The organism is Bosea sp. BIWAKO-01 (assembly GCF_001748145.1).
In the GTDB taxonomy this organism is placed as follows: Bacteria; Pseudomonadota; Alphaproteobacteria; order Rhizobiales; family Beijerinckiaceae; genus Allobosea.
On the sequence record NZ_BCQA01000001.1, the window covers coordinates 5,957,712 to 5,973,770 of the forward strand.

The following is a 16,059-nucleotide window of genomic DNA, read 5'->3' on the forward strand; positions in this document are numbered from 1 at the left end:
GGCGGCCTAATGGGTCAGGACCTTGGTCAGGAACTGTTTGGCGCGCTCGGTCGCCGGGGCGGTGAAGAACTGCGCCTTGGGCGTGTCTTCGAGAATCTCGCCGCCATCCATGAACAGCACCCGGTCGGCGACGCGCTGGGCGAAACCCATCTCATGCGTCACGACCATCATGGTCATGCCTTCGAGCGCCAGTTCCTGCATCACCTCCAGCACCTCGTTGATCATTTCGGGATCGAGCGCCGAGGTCGGCTCATCGAACAGCATGGCGGCCGGGTCCATGGCGAGCGCACGTGCGATGCCGACGCGCTGCTGCTGGCCTCCGGAGAGCTGGCTCGGCCGGCTCGTCAGCTTGTTGCCGAGCCCGACCCGCATCAGGATCTTCTCCGAGCGCTCGTCGGCTTCGGCCCGGGAGCGCTTCAGGACATGGATCTGCGCCAGGCTGACATTCTCCAGCGCGGTCATGTGCGGATAGAGCTCGAAGCTCTGGAAGACCATGCCGATACGCGAGCGCAGGGCCGGCAGGTCGGTCTTAGGATCCGAAACCGAGACGCCGTTGATGGTGATCGTGCCGCGCTCGAACGGCACGAGACCGTTGACGCATTTGATCAGGGTGCTCTTGCCCGAGCCCGATGGACCGCAGATCACCACGACCTCGCCCTGACGCACCGTTGCCGAGCAGCCGCGCAGGATCTGCAGCTTGCCATAGGATTTGTGGACGTCCTCGACGGCGATCATGTCGTGCGGCCCTTCCTGTAGAACTCGACCGCCTTCGTCGCCGACAGGCAGATGATGAGGTAGACGACGGCGACCAGCGTATACATTTCGGTCGGCCTGCCATCGCGCGAGGCGACGATGCTGGCTGTCGTCAGGAAATCGTGCAGCGCCACGACATAGACCAGGGACGTGTCCTGGAAGACGATGACGATCTGGTTCAGGACCAGCGGCATCATCGCGCGCAGCGCCTGCGGCATGACGATATGGCGCATCACCTGGCTGCGGCGCAGACCGGTGGCGAGGCCGGCCTCGGCCTGCCCCTTGCGGACATTGGCGATGCCCGCGCGGATGATCTCGCAGTAGAAGGCGGCCTCGAACAGCACGAAGGCGATCAGCGCCGACATCAGCGAGCCGATCGGCCGGCCGATCGCCAGCGGGATCAGGAAATAGAACCAGAACAGCACCAGCACGAGCGGCAGGGAGCGTATGACGGTGACATAGGCCGCAGCCGGCGCCGCGATGAAGCGATGGCTGGAGAGCCGCATCAGGGCGAGGCCGAAGCCGAGCACCAGCCCGCCCACGGTGGCGACGAGCACGAGCAGGGCACTGAGCGCCATGCCCTCGGCGAGGAAGCTCCAGGAGCGGGCGATGACGCCCCAGTCGAAATCGTTCATGTCGCGGCCTTCCGCAGGGCCGAGCCGCCGATGCGGTCGTCGATGAAGCGCATCAGCGCCGTCACGCACAGACCGATGACGAGATAGCCGACAGTGGCGAAGGTGAAGGCTTCGAGCCCCTGGAAGGTATAGTTCTCGACATGGCGGCTCTGCGCCGTCAGCTCGAGGACACCGATCGTCAGGCTCAGCGATGACAGCTTGATCGTGATCAGGAATTCGGAGGTCAGCGGCCCGACGATGGCGCGAAGACCGAGCGGCAGCACGACCAGCCGGAAGGCCTGGACCGGACGCAGCCCCGTCGCCAGCGCAGCCGGCAGCAGCGGGTTTCCGACTGCCTCGATCCCGGCCCGGACCTGCTCGGCAACGCGCGATCCGGCGAACAGGCCGATCGCGACGACCGCTGTGACGAATTCAGGGTTAGGCAGATCACGCTTCAGCCAGAGCCCGATGGATTCGGGCACGATCTCGGGCAGAACGAAGAACCAGAGGAAGAGCTGGACCAGCGGCGGGATATTGCGGAAGACGTCGATATAGATGCCGGCGACCAGGCGAGCGCCACGGGCCGGCAGGCTGCGCGCGATCCCGACGCCAAGACCGATCGTCAGCGCCAGGACCCAGCTGGCCAGGCTGATGGCCAGTGTCCATTGCACGCCGCTCCACAGCCACTCCCAATAGGGCTCCTGCAGGAGGATGGACCAGTTCCAGCGGTAATTCATGCCGCGGGTGCACGGCCAAGCCGTGATCCAGGGACCGCTGCCATCCACCGAGTCCCCATCGAATCCCTCCCAAGATTCCGCTATATCGGAATGATGAGATCGGCCACCGGGGATTGTCAACAGCCGGCGCAGGATATTGAGGCATGCGGGGCGCAACTGGCCAGGGCAGTGATCGGCCGGCTGCCATGCAAAATCCGTGGGGCACGGAGATCATGTCCTTCGGGCGCCTGGTGTCCCCTTCCCGGGGCCGGCAGCTTATGCCTCGCCCCTCACTTTACGGCAGAGGAGCCCTGTGCTGGAAAAGCCTCGTTCGCGATCATCGGCATCGAACGCCTCAGGATGCGCCGCATGGCCCGGTCCGTTGGCGATCCCAGCAAGCGCGGGACTGGCGCGGCACCATCGCCGACAAGGACGAGTTAGCACTGGCAGAAACCGCAGCCTCTGCATCCGGACCGGGGCACGATGAGGGCTGGCGCGCGAGGCTGCGGGTGGCAACCTGCGCGCGCCTTCTGGATGGCCCCGGAACGATCGGGGCATGATCAAATCAAAACCGGAAATGAACGATCGATATTCGACGATTAAATACGCTCTCTCATTACTTTTATAGATAGATACGACATCATCATTATAAGAATATAATTACAATAATTTGTATTTATCGCAAAATATATACTATCTAATATGCAATCTATGAAGATTTATTCTTTTTATCCCCGTCTTGCCCCCCGTTTGAAGTCGCCTCCAGTCACCATTGTCGAACTGTCCTGGCCCGTATGTGATGAAGATCACATACGGGCCCGGATTTCTCGGGTGACACAGAGCGGCTGGGCGCGCCTGCGATCCTGGCTTCATCCTCGAGTGGGAGAGAGTGTGATGTCAGGCCGGTCGTTCCAGGGGCCTCTGTTCTTGCCCTTGCTCTCGTCTGCATGCGCCGCCTTGATCGCGGCGACCTCTGCGATCGCGGCGGACGCCCCGCAGCACAGGACATTTCAATCGCGGACTTGCCCCGTCTGGGACAAGGACCTGCATCACCTTCTCGACTGGAGCGAGGCGTTCAGCATCCACGCGCCTGAACTGCAGCGAAGCGTTCGCGCCGAAGCCCTCAAGCTTCGGGAGAGATGCCTGCGCGATCTCAGCATGGCCTCGCTCGATCGCTACGTCATGCTGATGAAGCTGCTTTACGATGACGAAGCGGACGAGGTGGAATCCTACGATTGAGACGCTTGGGACGCTGGAGACAAATGCGTCCCTCGGCCAGCGGAATTCCCCTGGCTCGGATCGTTCGAGACGTCGCCATTCGGGGGGCGCCGACGGAAGGCGAGAGGGCCTCGCGGCGCGAGCTTGGCTTACATCACACTGTCATATTTGGGGTGCGTCGATCCCTGGCCAACAGGGACCACAACCATGCGCCATATCGCGTTCGCTCTTCTGATAGCCGCCACGCTGGCCTTCTCTCCCGTTCATGCCGAGGATGCGAAACCCTTCGCGACCGGCAAGACGATCGACCTCACAGCCGTCCTGAAGCCGCCTCCGGCGCCGGACTCGGTCCAGACGAAGGCCGAGATCGGTGAGGTCCTGACCATTCAGGTTACGCGCACTCCTGAGATGGAAGCGCGGGCCCAGGCCGATGTCGTCGAGGATGTCTGGCGTTTCGCCGACGTGATGGGACCGGCCTTCAAGACCGAAGCCCTGCCCGTCTTTTCGGCCTTCTTCGATCGCATCGTCGCGACCGAGGGCGCGGTGGTCGATCCGGCCAAGGACAGCTGGAAGCGGCCGCGGCCGCATCAGGCGAGCCCGTTGGTCAAGCCTGTCGTGAAGGTTTCGAACTCCGGCGCCTATCCTTCAGGCCACACCACCGTGGGGACCTTGATGGGCATCGTGCTGTCGAACATGGTTCCGGAAAAGCGCGCCGAGATCATGGACAGGGCCTGGGTCTATGGCTGGAACCGCGTGATCGGCGGCATCCATTATCGCTCCGATATCGACGCCGGCCGCATCGCAGGCTCGGTTATCGCTGCGCGCATCATGGAGCAGCAGGACTTCCAGACGGAGTTCACTGCGGCCAAGGCGGAACTGCGCAAGGTGCTCGGCCTCTGAGCGATCAGCGAGAGGCGGGTTCGGCGGCGGGTCTCTCCCCTTCCGAACCCGTGCCAGTCGATCGGCCAGCAGACGAAGCCGTCATCGCGCTGTCCAAGAGGAGCGCCGGTAGCGCCCCATCAAGCTGCTCAACCCCCGGCGCGAAGCCCCCGTCAGGTCTGCGGGCCAGCAGGCGTTCCCTGGTGAAAGACCATTTGCCAGCGGCCGTCGATGAACCGCCAGATCGAGCTTCGCAGCGTGTGCCGCTCTTCCCTGCCATTCGCGACGCGAAAGCTCAGATAGGTCAGCAGAACCACGTCATCGGCCAGCGATCGGAGAACGAAATCCCGGGCGGCCGGCACGTCCCGCTGCTCGGAGCTGTCCCCGACCAGACTTCGGATCACCGCGGCCTTCTCGTACACGCCGCCCGATCGACCGAATTCGACGAAGCCATCCGCCAGAAGCCGATCAAGCGCTTCAGGTGACGCTCGAACCGATGGCTTGAACAGCTCTTCCTCCAGCCCCCTGATCAGCTCGAGATCCTGTTTCACCGTGCCCTCCCCGCGCCGCCCTGCCCGACCGATGCCGCGTTCACAAATGCCGAGCTCTGGCCGACGTCGCGGAGATAGACCACAGGGACATGGGCGGCCGTCGCGATCCGCTCGCGCTCGATCTGCGGTCGCTTGTCCCTATCGAAGGCCCAGACATATCTGAGGAAGCCCAGGAATTCCGCATCCAGCTTTTCGGTGCAGCCATCGGGGAGATCGGGCCGCGGCCGGTTCAGGATGCTGCGCCACAGGACGCGGGCCAGGCAGGTCGTCCGCGGGGTGTCGAGCCAGATGACGATATCGGCGCGCGGCAGCCTCAGTTCGAAGGTCTGGCTGGAGTAATTGCCTTCGCAGATCCAGGCATCGCCGGAGAGCGCGTCCCGCACCCGCTCCCGAAAGAGCCGGGGCTCGGCCTTCGTCCAGCCCGCTTCCCAGAACAGGCGATCGAGATGCACGACCGGCAAGGCGAGACGCTCGCCCAGTGCCCGCGCGAGCGTCGACTTGCCGCTGCCGGCATTCCCCAGGATCACGATCCGTCGCATCGGCGCAGGCCATTTCCCTCGTTTCGACCCGCTCACGCACCAGCCGGATCGGGCGGCTAGCGTCCGTAAGCCTGTGCGATTTGTCCTGCAAGCGACGCCCAGGGCATATCCGGCTTCCGGATCCCTCAGGAAGGTGTCGAGCTGGCGCCCGGGTTGCCGACGAACGCCGCGATCATAGCCGGAAGCCGCGTCCGCATGCTGCCCGGCCACCCATGGACCAGCTCGACGTGGCGGCGTTGCTCAAGCACCTCGCCTGACGCCCCCTATGATCGCGCTCTTAGGGGCGCTGGCACGGCCGGGATGTTCGCCTGGGTCGGCTGCGAATTCGCGGATTATCGGGCGGTCACCGCGTTTCTTCGCCGGCTTAGCATCCCAAAGGACAGCATTGTCGCGTTCTCGCATGGGCGGCGCAGTCTCAGCGACGAGGAGGCGCTGGAGCAATCTGCCAGGGAGTGACCGTCTCACGCGCAGCCGCACACCGTCGACATCGATGTCGTCCAGCTTGAAATCCGCGAACACCGTCCACTCCGGCTTGCCCTAGCGTCTTCCTCGCGCCGCATTCCGCGCTGCATGGCGGCAAAGGCGCGGGCGAACCGATCCCTGGGGAAACGCAGCACGAGGGCTGCATCATGCGGCACCGGCGGAACGACCTGATAGGGGATGTTCCACTCGCCCAGCCAGCGCTCCATCGCCTCGAGCCGAGACAGGAAGTGTCGCCCCGCAATCGGGATAAGGACCTCGCTCGACCAGATCTCGGCAGCTTCACTGGGGGAAGGAACCATCGCGCGCCCCATGCTTGCAAGGAGTGGCTCCGCCGGATGGCAATCTCGGCGGAGCCCTAGGCCGCACGGCCCACGGGAGAGCGAGAGGCCGTACGTCGACGAAACGTCGTGACCCCTCACCGGTTCCATCAAAGGTCGCGCTTCTTCTGCCATGGGCGGGCCGGACTCGTTCGGAGCGGACCGCACCCGGTCAGGCGCGATGCGGCGCAGCGCAAAGCGCTTTCCGTGAAAGAACAAATATGACTGGAACCAATGACTTAGAAGGCGGTTTTCTCGCCGACGGGGCGTGAGGGGTAGCGACCATGACGACCGAGTTCTCCCGCCGTGCGCTCGTCCCCCTTCTCACGGCTGCGGCACTTCCGGGCTGCGCCGCGCTCCGCCCGGGCGCTCTGACGGAAGACGCGCGCGATATCCCCTATGGTCGCCATCCCAGACAGCGGATGGATATCTATGTCCCCCAGGGCGGCGGCACGGCCAGACCCGTGATCTTCTTCATCCACGGCGGGTCCTGGGCCACTGGCGAGAAAGAGACCTACGCCTTCGTCGGGGACGCGTTCTCGGCGCGCGGCTTCGTCACCGTCATCGCTGATTATCGCCTCGTTCCCGAAGTCCGCTTCCCCGCCTTCATCGAGGACGGCGCGCGGGCGCTCCGCGTCGTGCACGACACGATCACCCGTTACGGCGGTGCGCCGCAACGGATCGAACTCGTCGGGCACTCGGCCGGTGCCTATAATGCCATGATGCTCGCTCTCGACAGGAGATATCTCGCGGCCGCCGGACTTAGCCCAAGCGCTATCCGCTCGGCCGTCGGGCTCTCCGGGCCCTATGATTTCCTGCCCCTCGTTATCGATGTCACCAGGGCCGCGTTCGGGAATGCCCGGGACCCTGCCCAAACCCAGCCGATCAGCTTTGCCCGTCGCGATGCGCCCCCGATCTTCCTGGCAACTGGTTCCGATGACACCACGGTTCCGCCGCGCAACAGCAAGCAACTTGCCGACGCGCTCACCAAGGCGGGGGCGAAAACCGTTGCGTTGAAAATCTATCCCGGGCTCGGACACGCCGACACCATTGCAGCGATGTCCGTGGCGCTGCGATGGCGCGCACCGGTCCTGGATGACGTCGTCGGGTTCATCAGCGCGCGCGGCTGATCCGACGACGCCCTTAAGGCATCGACGATGGCACGCTGGCCGGCGGAGAAGGCAATACTGCTTCCGTTGCCATTGCTCGCTGGCCGTTATGCGGTGTCTCGATGCTGAACAGGATCGAACTCACGCCATAATCGGCGGCACGCTCGCTGCTGCTCAGCAGCCGCAGTCCAAGCTCCGCCAGAACCGCGTCATAGAAGGCGCGGGCCGGGCGACGTCATTGGTTCCCACCGAGATGTGATCGATCATCGCGCTGCTCCGCACGGCCGGCGAGCACGTCCTGGTATTCCGGATGGAGGCTTGCCCAGTTCGCCAGGAAGGAGCAGACCGGCACGATCTTCTCGCCCCGGCCGCGGGCAAACTCGAACACCCCGCGCGCCAGTTCGGAGCCGAGGCCTCGACCGCGCAGAGCCGGTGGAACCTCGGTATGCGAGACCACGAGATAGCCGTCGATACGCCGGTATGTCGCGAAAGCCTGGCCGCCGGGAACATCCATGACCAGGCGATTATGCCCGGGCTCGTCGCGGATCGAAGGTGGGGCCTGGCTCATCGGTTCGCTCGGCATGCTCTCTCCGTCGGCACGGACACCATTCGCGATGAACCCTGCTCGCCGCACGAGTTCCCTGCCGGCCGCGCAGTTTGTGCCGGGACGGAAGCCGGGCGGACGGCCTGCCCGTGAAAGTGAAGGACGCCTGATGGAGATCGTCGACCATCCCGGTGCTTCGGCGCGTTTCTGTCGCAGGGAACGGCAAGCGTCAATAAGACGTCAATTCAGATTAAATTTTAGGCAAACTGTATATTAGCTGGCTTCAATTACGGACCCGTGAATTCGCAGCGAATTAATGTCTGATTCTACGCTCGTTGGCTCGAAGCAGGAATCAAACAAGAGATTCCTTGAAGAAATAAAAATGACATGACGGCGCCGAACAACATATGCGTGAACGAAATAACTATCCATAACGCTTCACAACAATCGAGTGTTACTACATGCTGCATCGCAACATATCTTGAATCGCCGCGTCACGATCCGACTATATCGACATCCATTACGCTCGGAATGCAATACCAATAATTTCAGCATCTCCACAGTTAACCCATATGATCAGCGATTAACATCTGCTTAATTTTTGCTCTTTCGCAGATGCACAAAAGAAACGATAAAAACAATATCGAAGTAATTTCGAAATTTCGCGACGTAAGCGGGAGGCGATCTTGTTTAGATCTGTCATATTTATGTCATGGCTCGTAGCTGCCGCCCTCTTCGCGATATTCTTGACGCAGCCGACCGGTATAAAGCTTCAATTTGCGCTCAGCCTTCTGATGATCGCCGTGATGTTCACCATCAGCACGCTCCGGTTGACTGGTCTCTGGCGGCATGTCTTTCTGGCATCGGCCTCGGTCGTTATCATCAGATACTTGCATTGGCGCCTGACCGAGACGCTTCCGAGCGTCGATCAGGTCTGGGATTTCGTTCCAGCTATCCTGCTGCTGGCGGCGGAATTGTATTACATCGTGATCCTCGGGCTCGGATTGTTCGTCAATGCCCAGTCGATCCGGCGTCCCAGAGCACCGCAGCTTCCGGGCAACGAACTGCCGAGCGTCGATGTCTTCGTGCCATCCTATAACGAGGAGCGCGATCTCGTCGCGGTGACGCTCGCCGCTGCCAAGCGCATGGACTACCCCAGCGACCGGCTCACGGTCTATCTGCTCGACGATGGCGGCACGGACGAGAAGGTCTACTCGGCGAACGCCGGGAAGGCGGCGGAAGCGGCCGAACGCCGACGCTCGATGCAGCAGCTCTGCGTCGAACTCGGCGTGCGCTACCTGACACGCGAGCGCAATGTCCACGCCAAGGCCGGCAATCTCAATAACGGCCTCGCCTATTCGACCTCCGATCTCGTCGTCGTCTTCGATGCCGACCACGTGCCGGCCCGCGAGTTCCTGCGCGAGACGGTCGGGCATTTCGCCAGGGAGCCTCGGCTGTTCCTGGTCCAAACGCCGCATTTCTTCATCAATGCCGACCCGATCGAGCGCAATCTCTCGACCTTCAGCCGCATGCCCTCCGAGAACGAGATGTTCTATGGCGAGGTCCAGCGGGGGCTCGACAGCTGGAACTCGGCCTTTTTCTGCGGCTCGGCTGCCGTATTACGGCGCTCGGCGCTCGAGGAGGTCGGCGGTTTTGCCGGCGTCTCGATCACCGAGGATTGCGAGACGGCGCTCGAGCTCCATGCCCGCGGCTGGAAGAGCCTCTATGTCGAGACGCCGCTGATCGCGGGCCTGCAGCCCGAAACATTCGAATCCTTCATCGGCCAGCGCTCGCGCTGGTGCCAGGGCATGATGCAGATCTTCATGCTGAAGAACCCGCTCCTCAATCGTGGACTGAACCTGCCCCAGAAGCTCTGCTACGCCTCGAGCAATCTCTTCTGGCTGTTTCCGTTGCCGCGGCTGGCGTTCATGATCTCGCCGCTGTTCTTCATTTTCTTCAACATGCAGATCTACCACACGTCGCCGCAGCAATTCGTCGCCTATACCGCGTTCTACATCGTCGCCGTCATGATGATGCAGAACTACATGTATGGCCGGCTGCGATGGCCCTGGGTTTCGGAACTCTACGAATACGTGCAGTCGCTCTATCTGGTCAGGGCGCTGGCCGGCGTCATCGTCAACCCGCGCGCACCGAAGTTCAACGTCACGCAGAAGGGCGCCGTCCTCGACGACGACCATCTCTCGGGCCTGGCGCTGCCCTTCTACATCATGTTCGGCATCCTCGCGGCCGGCGCCGGTTATACGGTGATCCGCTATATCAACGAGCCGGCCTCGCGCGGCCTGCTCCTGGTCGTGGGCGCCTGGAACATCTTCAACCTGGTCCTGGCGGGCATTGCGCTCGGCGCGGTCTCGGAGCGTCGCGAGCGCCGCAAGGTGCAGCGTCTGGCCACCGATCGCACCGGCGAACTGATCGTCAATGGCGAAGCCGTGCCGGTGCGGCTGACGGATGCCTCGATCGGCGGCGTCAGGCTTCTGGCCGGCGGCATCCTGAAGCAGCCGATCGCCCCTGGGCGCCAGGCAGCGACGCTGCGGGTGGCGGCCGACGGCGCCGGCGCATCCTACGAGGTGCCGGTCCTGATCGCCTCGGCCGTCAGCACCGAGGGAGAACGTGTCTATGGCGTGCGCTTCACCGGCATCGGCGCCGATCGCTATCGGCTGATCGCCGATGTCGCCTATGCCGACCTCTCGTCGATGCGGGCCATGCGCGCACGCCGCCACAAGCGCCGCAACCTGGTGCTCGTGAGCGCAGAGACGCTGGGCTGGAGTTTCACCCAGACCCTGCGCGGGCTGTTCTTCGCCGCGTTCCGGCGCAATCCGCCGACGCAGGCTGCCGTCCCAGCCATCCCCATCCGGCCGGTGGCCATGGGCGCAGACGGTGTGCCCGTTCGCTCCTGACCACGCCTTCGCTCCGGCGGGCCCCGCCAGGTGGGCCCGCCGCCACCGAGCCGATCATCGTCGTGGAGTTCTCACCATGGTTACGCGTCTAAGCGCCTTGCTGATTGCCGGCGCCGTCGGGCTTTCCTCGCAGGGGGCCCATGCCCAGGCCGATGCAGCGCCCATGCGGACACGCGCGCCGCAGCCGCGCCTGGCGGCCAAGCCTCCCGCCGACCTGCCGTTCCGGTCGATCGCGGCCTCCGCCGAGGACCTTACCCTTCGCGGCGAATTCGCTTCCACCGAACGGACGGTCTTCCTGTCGCCGACGGATGCCCTGCGCGCCCAGGCCTTCCGGGTCGGCTTTTCCAATACGGTCTCGAACCTTCCCGAGGTCTCGCGGCTGTCCGTCCGGATCAATGACCAGCTGATCGGCGACATCGCGCTGAATGCGACGACGGAAACCGGACAGGCCGTTTTTGCCATTCCGCCCGGCGTGCTCGTGCCGGGCGTCAACGCCATCCGCTTCACGGCCAACCAGCGCCACCGCGTCGATTGCAGCATCGACGCGACCTATGAATTGTGGACGCAGATCTCGCCGGCCCATACCGGTCTGGTGAACATCGCGCCGACCCCGTCCGTGCGCGGCCTGGCCGAACTGCCGATGCTCGCAGGGCTGGCGGCCGGGCGCACGCCGATCCGCCTGCGCCTGCCGGACGGGTTCGACACCGCCGCGCTCGACCAGGCCATGCGGGCGGCGAACGCCCTGATCCTCGCCGGCGCCATCATGCATCCCTCGATCGAGGTCGCCTCCACGCCCGGCACCGGCCCCGGCATCGATCTCGTTCTGGGCGGCGTCTCCCCGGCCGGTGCAGGGCTGCGCCTGGCGCCGGAGATCGGCCTTTACATCAACCAGGAGAGCGACCCGTCGCGTGCGGTCGTCTCGATCATCGGCTCGCCGGAGATCGACCTCAATCTCAGCATCCGGCGCCTCGAGGCCTTTGCTGCGCAGGCGGAAAGGCCCGGCTCGCGGGCCGGCCAGCGCGCGCTCGCCAACCTGATCGGCCGCCGGATCGGCAATGGCAGCAGCCTGACCTTCGGCGATCTCGGCCTGGAGACCCGCGCCTTCGACGGCCATCTCATGCAGATGAGTTCGCGGCTCGTGCTGCCGGCCGATTTCTTTCCCGCGCCCCATGGCGCCGCGCGCCTGACGCTGGATAGCAGCTTTGCCGGCAGGGCGAGCCTCGACCAGCGCATCAGCGTCAGCATCAACGACCAGGTGGCCGCGATCGTACCGATCATGAATCCGGGCCGCGGCGGTCTCAACGGCCGGACGATCGAGCTGCCGCTCGAAAGCTTCAAGCCCGGCGCGAACATCGTCACGGTCGAGGCGCTGATGAGCGATGCGAAAGCCGCCTGCGACGCGACGCTCGCCCATGCCCCGGCCGCGCGGCTGATCATCGGGGCTGGCAGCAGCATCAGCTTCGACAGGCTGGCGCGCGCTGCCTCCTATCCCAATCTCTCGGCGACGCTCGGCCTCAGCCTGCCCTATACCGATGCCGACACGCCGCTCGCGATCGGGGTTTCCGCCAGGGATCCCGCCTATCTCGACGGCGCCCTGACCATGATCGGGCGGATGGTTGCGAGCGCCCAGATGCCGCTCAACACGAGCTTCCGGTTCCGCCCGCTCGACAATGCCGCCGAAGCCGGCATCTTCTTCGGCGCGCCCTCGGAGGCCCCGCGCGAGCCGAGCGGGCTGGGCACGCCCGTCGCCGGAGGCGCCGGCGACCAGCCGGCCAACGTGGCCACCGCCCGCACGCGCCTTGCCGCCGCCGCCGGAGAGGGCACGACGCAGACCGATGGCACCGCCCAGTCGCTGATCCCCGGCATCAGCAGCCCGGCCACCGCCTCCGATCTCGTCAGGAGCGCGGGCGGCGCGACCGACGGGGCGTCCCGCAACTGGCTCCCGAAAGCCAGCGATCTCCGTGGCATCGCGACATGGCTGGAGAATTTCGGCCTGCTCGACAAGGCGCGCGACGGCAACGCGGCGCGCAGCTTCGACGACACGACCGATGCCCTGGAGATCAGGCAGACCGCCCAGCGCCATGGTGGCAGCTCGGCGCTCAGCGCCTTCTTCGAGCCTTCGACCAGGCCCGTCGTCCAGACCGCCGTGCTCGGCGCCGACCCGGCCGCCTTCGTCGCCCTCGTGGAAAAGGCGACCACCGATCAATTCTGGTCGCGCCTGAACGGCGAGGCCGCCCGCGTGCGGATCGATGACTGGGGGCCGACCAATCTCGGTGTGCAGGAGCGGGTCTATTCGGCGATCAGCGACCGCTCGCCGGGCAATATCCGCCTCGTCGCGGCTGGCTGGCTCTCGCTCAACCCGTCCTATTACCTGGCGATCCTCGGGGGGCTTGTCGCGCTCCTGGCCCTGACGACAACCATTGCGCTGCGCGCAAGGCGGGCGTGATGCGACGCCTTTCGGGCCTCTCGCGGATGCTGGGCGGCGCAACGCTGGCCGGGCTTTGCCTGGCCAGCCCCTTGAACGCGAGCGGGACGGCGCAGGACGACAAGGCGACGATCGGCCTGGCGGCGGCCAAAACGGACATGACCAAGGCAAGCACGACCAGGAGTGCAGCGCCCCTCCCCGCCAAGCCGCGCGGCGCCGAGCTTCTGGTCCGGCTGTGGCCGGCCTATCGCGACCGCTTCATCACGCCCGAGGGGCGCGTCATCGACAATGGCAATGGCGGGATCTCTCATTCCGAGGGCCAGGGCTATGCCATGGTCCTGGCGGCGGCAGCCCAGGACCGCGAGACCTTCGACCGGCTCTGGGCCTGGACATCCCGGGAGCTCGGCGTGCGCCCGGACGGGCTCTCCGCGTGGCGCTGGCAGGCCGATGCGAAGCCCAATGTGACGGATACCAACAACGCCAGCGATGGCGACATCCTGATCGCCTGGGCGCTGGGCGAAGCGGGAATCCGCTGGGAGGAGCCGCGCTACACGCAGGCGATGCAGAAGATCACGGCGGCTGTGTTCAGGCAGAACGTCGTCGGCAGTCGCGTCGGGCCGGTGCTTCTCCCCGGCGCGGTCGGCTTCGGGGCCAAGGAACAGCCCGATGGGCCGATCGTCAATCTGTCCTACTGGATCTTCCCGGCAATCGACCGCCTGCAGAAGCTCGACCCCGCACAGGATTGGGCGGCATTGCGCCGCTCCGGGCTGGCGCTGCTGCGGGAGAGCCGCTTCGGGCCGCTGAAACTGCCACCGGAATGGCTCTCCGTCGGGGCGCAGCGTTCTGCGCCGGCGGCCCAATTCGAGCGGAGCTTCGGCTACAACGCCATCCGCATCCCGCTTTATCTCGCCTGGTCGTCGCGTGCGGCGACCGACCATCTGCTGCCCTATCTCACGATGTGGAACCAGAACGAGAATATCGGGCCCTTCGTCATCGAGATCGACGACGGGAAGGCCAGGGAGCCCCTCGACGCGGCCGGATACAAGATGGTCTTCGCACTTGTTCAATGCGTCGCAAACAACAAGCCGGTTCCGACCGAGCTCGCTACGCGGAACAACGAACTCTACTACCCCTCTACTCTCGGATTACTCAGCCTGTTAGCGATCAGTGAAAGGAGGCCGCAATGTCTCTGAGGTCAACGCTTCTCGTCGCAACCGCCATGGTGGGCTATTTCGGCCTCGCCATGGCGCAGACCGCTCCGTTTGCCATCGCTCCTAGCGCCGCCCCCGCGAGCCGCGAGGCCAGGGACCCTGCGCCGCTGCCCATGGCGACCCCGGCCCGCACGGCCGCCCTGCCACGCAACGAGCAGGGCCTCAAGCTCGTGCGGCCGCAGCAGAGCGAGGCCAGGCCGGCCGCGCCCGCGCAAAAACTCGTCGATGAAAGCGCGCTGCGCTATTACGCATCGGAGGGGCAGACGGCCCGTGTCGCAGCCGAGATCCGGCGCCTGAAGACGCTCTCCCCGAGCTGGCAGCCGCCGGAGGACCTCTTTGCGGCGAGGACAACGCAGGTCGATGAGCAGCGCCTCTGGGACCTCTATGCCCAGGGCCAGCTCGGCGAACTCAGGGAACAGATCGAGGCCTTGAAGGCCGAGTATCCCGACTATTCGCCTTCGGTCGACCTCGCCGCCAAGGTCAACAGCGCCGAGCGGCGCCAGGCCATCGTCGCGGCCTCGGAGGAGCGCGACTGGGAACAGGTCGTGGCGCTCGCCATGGAGAGCCAGGACCTCCTGACCTGCCGCGAGATCGATGTGCTCTGGCGCGTCGCGGAGGCTTCGGGCTCGCTTGCGGACCGGGATCAGGCGATGACTGCCTACCGCTATATCCTGGCGAATTGCGACAATGCCGGCCAGCGCCTGGCGACGGTGCAGAAAGCCGCCCTGATCCTGACCGAGGAGGACCTGAACAAGCTGATCGCCGCGGGCAAGCGCGGCCGCAATGGCGGCGGCGAGTTCGACACGGTCAGGCTCGACATGATCCGCCGCGATATCGGCGCGATCACAGCCGGGCAGACGGCGCCGACACCGTCCGAGCGCGAGCTGAAGCTGATCGAGGCCTCCGCCCGCAGCGGCAAGAATGCCAATGATGCCGGCCTGCTCGGCTGGTATGCCTTCCAGGCCAAGGACTATGCGAAGGCCCGCGACTGGTTCAAGCTCGGCTACGACGCATCAAAGGATGCCAAGCTTCTGGAAGGCCATATCCTGGCCCTGAGGAATCTCGGTGAACTCGCACAGGCGCGCAGCCTCGCCTACCAGAACCGCAGCGTCGGGCCGCTGATCCGCAAGGCCTATATCGAGATCGCCGCGACCGCGCTGACGAAGCCCGATGCGCCACCTTCTGCCGCCGACGAAATCCGGCGCATCGAGGAGGTCGTCGACGGCGAGAAATCCGGCAACGGCGCGCAGGCGCTGGGCTGGTACTATTTTCACGGCAGCAAGTTCAGCGAGGCCCGCGGCTGGTTCGAGAAATCGGTGAGCTGGGGCGAAAGCGAGGAGAATGTGCTCGGTCTCGCGCTCAGCATGCAGAGGCTGGGGGACCGCAAGGACTATGCCGCCTTCGTGGCCGCCAACAAGGAACGCTTCCCCGCCATCGCCAAGCTGGCGCAGGTCGATCATGGCCGTGTCGTGGCCAGCGGCAAGCGATCGAGCGGGCGTGGTGGCGGTGCCCCCTCGGGCGTCGTTCGCGAGGCGGTCAAGCTCTACGAGACGGGCAATTACAAGGAAGCGGCCGCGCTGATGGACCGCAACCAGCAGCGCCTCGACAAGGGCATGCAGATTCTGCGCGGCTGGGCGCATTTCAACGCCAACAACTTTGCCGACTCCGAGAAGATCTTCAAGCAGAACGCCAGTGCCAAGGGCGCCGATCATGGCGCGTTCCTCTCCTATATCGCCAACAAGAGCATGGCTCACCGCTGGTATGACTGACCAGAGGGAACCCGTT

Annotated in this window: 14 protein-coding genes; 7 read left to right on the top strand and 7 right to left on the bottom strand. The window is 64.9% G+C overall.

Going from position 1 to position 16,059, the window contains the following annotated elements; genetic code table 11:
- Positions 1–6 precede the first annotated feature (6 nt).
- Genes BIWAKO_RS27760 through BIWAKO_RS27770 form a run of 3 tightly spaced genes read right to left on the bottom strand, consistent with a single transcriptional unit; the run spans position 7 to position 2,104 of the window.
- The gene (locus BIWAKO_RS27760) at positions 7–735 is read right to left on the bottom strand and encodes an amino acid ABC transporter ATP-binding protein (RefSeq protein WP_069881397.1); all 729 of its coding nucleotides are present in this window, start codon (positions 733–735) and stop codon (positions 7–9) included.
- Positions 732–1,388 (bottom strand): amino acid ABC transporter permease, encoded by a 657-nt coding sequence (locus BIWAKO_RS27765; RefSeq protein ID WP_069881398.1) that lies wholly within the window; start codon positions 1,386–1,388, stop codon positions 732–734. The genes BIWAKO_RS27760 and BIWAKO_RS27765 overlap by 4 nt, the downstream gene beginning before the upstream one ends.
- Complete coding sequence (locus BIWAKO_RS27770) at positions 1,385–2,104, bottom strand: amino acid ABC transporter permease (protein ID WP_069881399.1); 720 nt, start codon at positions 2,102–2,104, stop codon at positions 1,385–1,387. Before BIWAKO_RS27770 ends, BIWAKO_RS27765 begins: the two co-directional genes overlap by 4 nt.
- A gap of 873 nt (positions 2,105–2,977) precedes the next feature.
- On the opposite strand from BIWAKO_RS27770, the gene BIWAKO_RS27775 reads away from it, so the two are divergent.
- Together BIWAKO_RS27775 and BIWAKO_RS27780 are read left to right on the top strand one after the other, a co-directional pair.
- Positions 2,978–3,322 (top strand): hypothetical protein, encoded by a 345-nt coding sequence (locus BIWAKO_RS27775; RefSeq protein ID WP_069881400.1) that lies wholly within the window; start codon positions 2,978–2,980, stop codon positions 3,320–3,322.
- Positions 3,323–3,508: 186 nt separating this feature from the next.
- Positions 3,509–4,201, top strand: coding sequence for an acid phosphatase (locus tag BIWAKO_RS27780; RefSeq protein WP_069881401.1), 693 nt, complete (start codon positions 3,509–3,511; stop codon positions 4,199–4,201).
- A gap of 152 nt (positions 4,202–4,353) precedes the next feature.
- Here the strand turns inward: BIWAKO_RS27780 and BIWAKO_RS27785 are convergent, their stop codons facing one another.
- From BIWAKO_RS27785 to BIWAKO_RS27795, 3 genes are all read right to left on the bottom strand, one after another.
- Positions 4,354–4,731, bottom strand: a complete 378-nt coding sequence (locus BIWAKO_RS27785) for a nuclear transport factor 2 family protein (RefSeq protein WP_069881402.1) — start codon at positions 4,729–4,731, stop codon at positions 4,354–4,356.
- Positions 4,728–5,270, bottom strand: coding sequence for a P-loop NTPase family protein (locus tag BIWAKO_RS27790; RefSeq protein WP_069881403.1), 543 nt, complete (start codon positions 5,268–5,270; stop codon positions 4,728–4,730). The genes BIWAKO_RS27785 and BIWAKO_RS27790 overlap by 4 nt, the downstream gene beginning before the upstream one ends.
- A 461-nt stretch (positions 5,271–5,731) precedes the next feature.
- The gene (locus BIWAKO_RS27795; protein ID WP_141740260.1) at positions 5,732–6,052 is read right to left on the bottom strand and encodes a hypothetical protein; all 321 of its coding nucleotides are present in this window, start codon (positions 6,050–6,052) and stop codon (positions 5,732–5,734) included.
- Positions 6,053–6,354: 302 nt separating this feature from the next.
- Between BIWAKO_RS27795 and BIWAKO_RS27800 the strand changes: the two genes are divergently transcribed.
- Positions 6,355–7,200, top strand: coding sequence for an alpha/beta hydrolase (locus BIWAKO_RS27800; RefSeq protein ID WP_069881405.1), 846 nt, complete (start codon positions 6,355–6,357; stop codon positions 7,198–7,200).
- Positions 7,201–7,414: 214 nt separating this feature from the next.
- On the opposite strand, the gene BIWAKO_RS27805 is transcribed toward BIWAKO_RS27800, so the two are convergent.
- Positions 7,415–7,762, bottom strand: a complete 348-nt coding sequence (locus BIWAKO_RS27805; protein ID WP_084651912.1) for a GNAT family N-acetyltransferase — start codon at positions 7,760–7,762, stop codon at positions 7,415–7,417.
- Between the two features lie 647 nt (positions 7,763–8,409).
- Between BIWAKO_RS27805 and bcsA the strand changes: the two genes are divergently transcribed.
- The 4 genes from bcsA (at position 8,410) to BIWAKO_RS27825 (ending at position 16,043) form a co-directional block, all read left to right on the top strand.
- On the top strand, positions 8,410–10,638 hold the full coding sequence (bcsA, locus tag BIWAKO_RS27810; RefSeq protein ID WP_074471620.1) for a UDP-forming cellulose synthase catalytic subunit: 2,229 nt from the start codon (positions 8,410–8,412) through the stop codon (positions 10,636–10,638).
- Between the two features lie 76 nt (positions 10,639–10,714).
- Positions 10,715–13,084, top strand: coding sequence for a cellulose biosynthesis cyclic di-GMP-binding regulatory protein BcsB (locus BIWAKO_RS27815; RefSeq protein WP_084651914.1), 2,370 nt, complete (start codon positions 10,715–10,717; stop codon positions 13,082–13,084).
- Positions 13,084–14,256 carry a family 8 glycosyl hydrolase gene (locus tag BIWAKO_RS27820; protein ID WP_069881408.1) on the top strand — a complete coding sequence of 391 codons (1,173 nt, stop codon included), beginning with the start codon at positions 13,084–13,086 and terminating at the stop codon, positions 14,254–14,256. Before BIWAKO_RS27815 ends, BIWAKO_RS27820 begins: the two co-directional genes overlap by 1 nt.
- Entirely contained in the window at positions 14,247–16,043 is a 1,797-nt protein-coding gene (locus BIWAKO_RS27825) for a hypothetical protein (protein WP_069881409.1), read from the top strand. Before BIWAKO_RS27820 ends, BIWAKO_RS27825 begins: the two co-directional genes overlap by 10 nt.
- The last annotated feature ends 16 nt before the right edge of the window (positions 16,044–16,059 follow it).

Excerpts from the sequence above, each read along its gene's own strand:
- BIWAKO_RS27825 (WP_069881409.1), top strand. The coding sequence starts at position 14,247 with ATGTCTCTGAGGTCAACGCTTCTCGTCGCAACCGCCATGGTGGGCTAT.
- BIWAKO_RS27770 (WP_069881399.1), bottom strand. The coding sequence starts at position 2,104 with ATGAATTACCGCTGGAACTGGTCCATCCTCCTGCAGGAGCCCTATTGG.
- BIWAKO_RS27820 (WP_069881408.1), top strand. The coding sequence starts at position 13,084 with ATGCGACGCCTTTCGGGCCTCTCGCGGATGCTGGGCGGCGCAACGCTG.
- BIWAKO_RS27795 (WP_141740260.1), bottom strand. The coding sequence starts at position 6,052 with ATGGTTCCTTCCCCCAGTGAAGCTGCCGAGATCTGGTCGAGCGAGGTC.
- BIWAKO_RS27780 (WP_069881401.1), top strand. The coding sequence starts at position 3,509 with ATGCGCCATATCGCGTTCGCTCTTCTGATAGCCGCCACGCTGGCCTTC.
- BIWAKO_RS27775 (WP_069881400.1), top strand. The coding sequence starts at position 2,978 with ATGTCAGGCCGGTCGTTCCAGGGGCCTCTGTTCTTGCCCTTGCTCTCG.
- BIWAKO_RS27815 (WP_084651914.1), top strand. The coding sequence starts at position 10,715 with ATGGTTACGCGTCTAAGCGCCTTGCTGATTGCCGGCGCCGTCGGGCTT.
- BIWAKO_RS27800 (WP_069881405.1), top strand. The coding sequence starts at position 6,355 with ATGACGACCGAGTTCTCCCGCCGTGCGCTCGTCCCCCTTCTCACGGCT.
- BIWAKO_RS27760 (WP_069881397.1), bottom strand. The coding sequence starts at position 735 with ATGATCGCCGTCGAGGACGTCCACAAATCCTATGGCAAGCTGCAGATC.
- BIWAKO_RS27790 (WP_069881403.1), bottom strand. The coding sequence starts at position 5,270 with ATGCGACGGATCGTGATCCTGGGGAATGCCGGCAGCGGCAAGTCGACG.
- BIWAKO_RS27765 (WP_069881398.1), bottom strand. The coding sequence starts at position 1,388 with ATGAACGATTTCGACTGGGGCGTCATCGCCCGCTCCTGGAGCTTCCTC.
- BIWAKO_RS27805 (WP_084651912.1), bottom strand. The coding sequence starts at position 7,762 with ATGCCGAGCGAACCGATGAGCCAGGCCCCACCTTCGATCCGCGACGAG.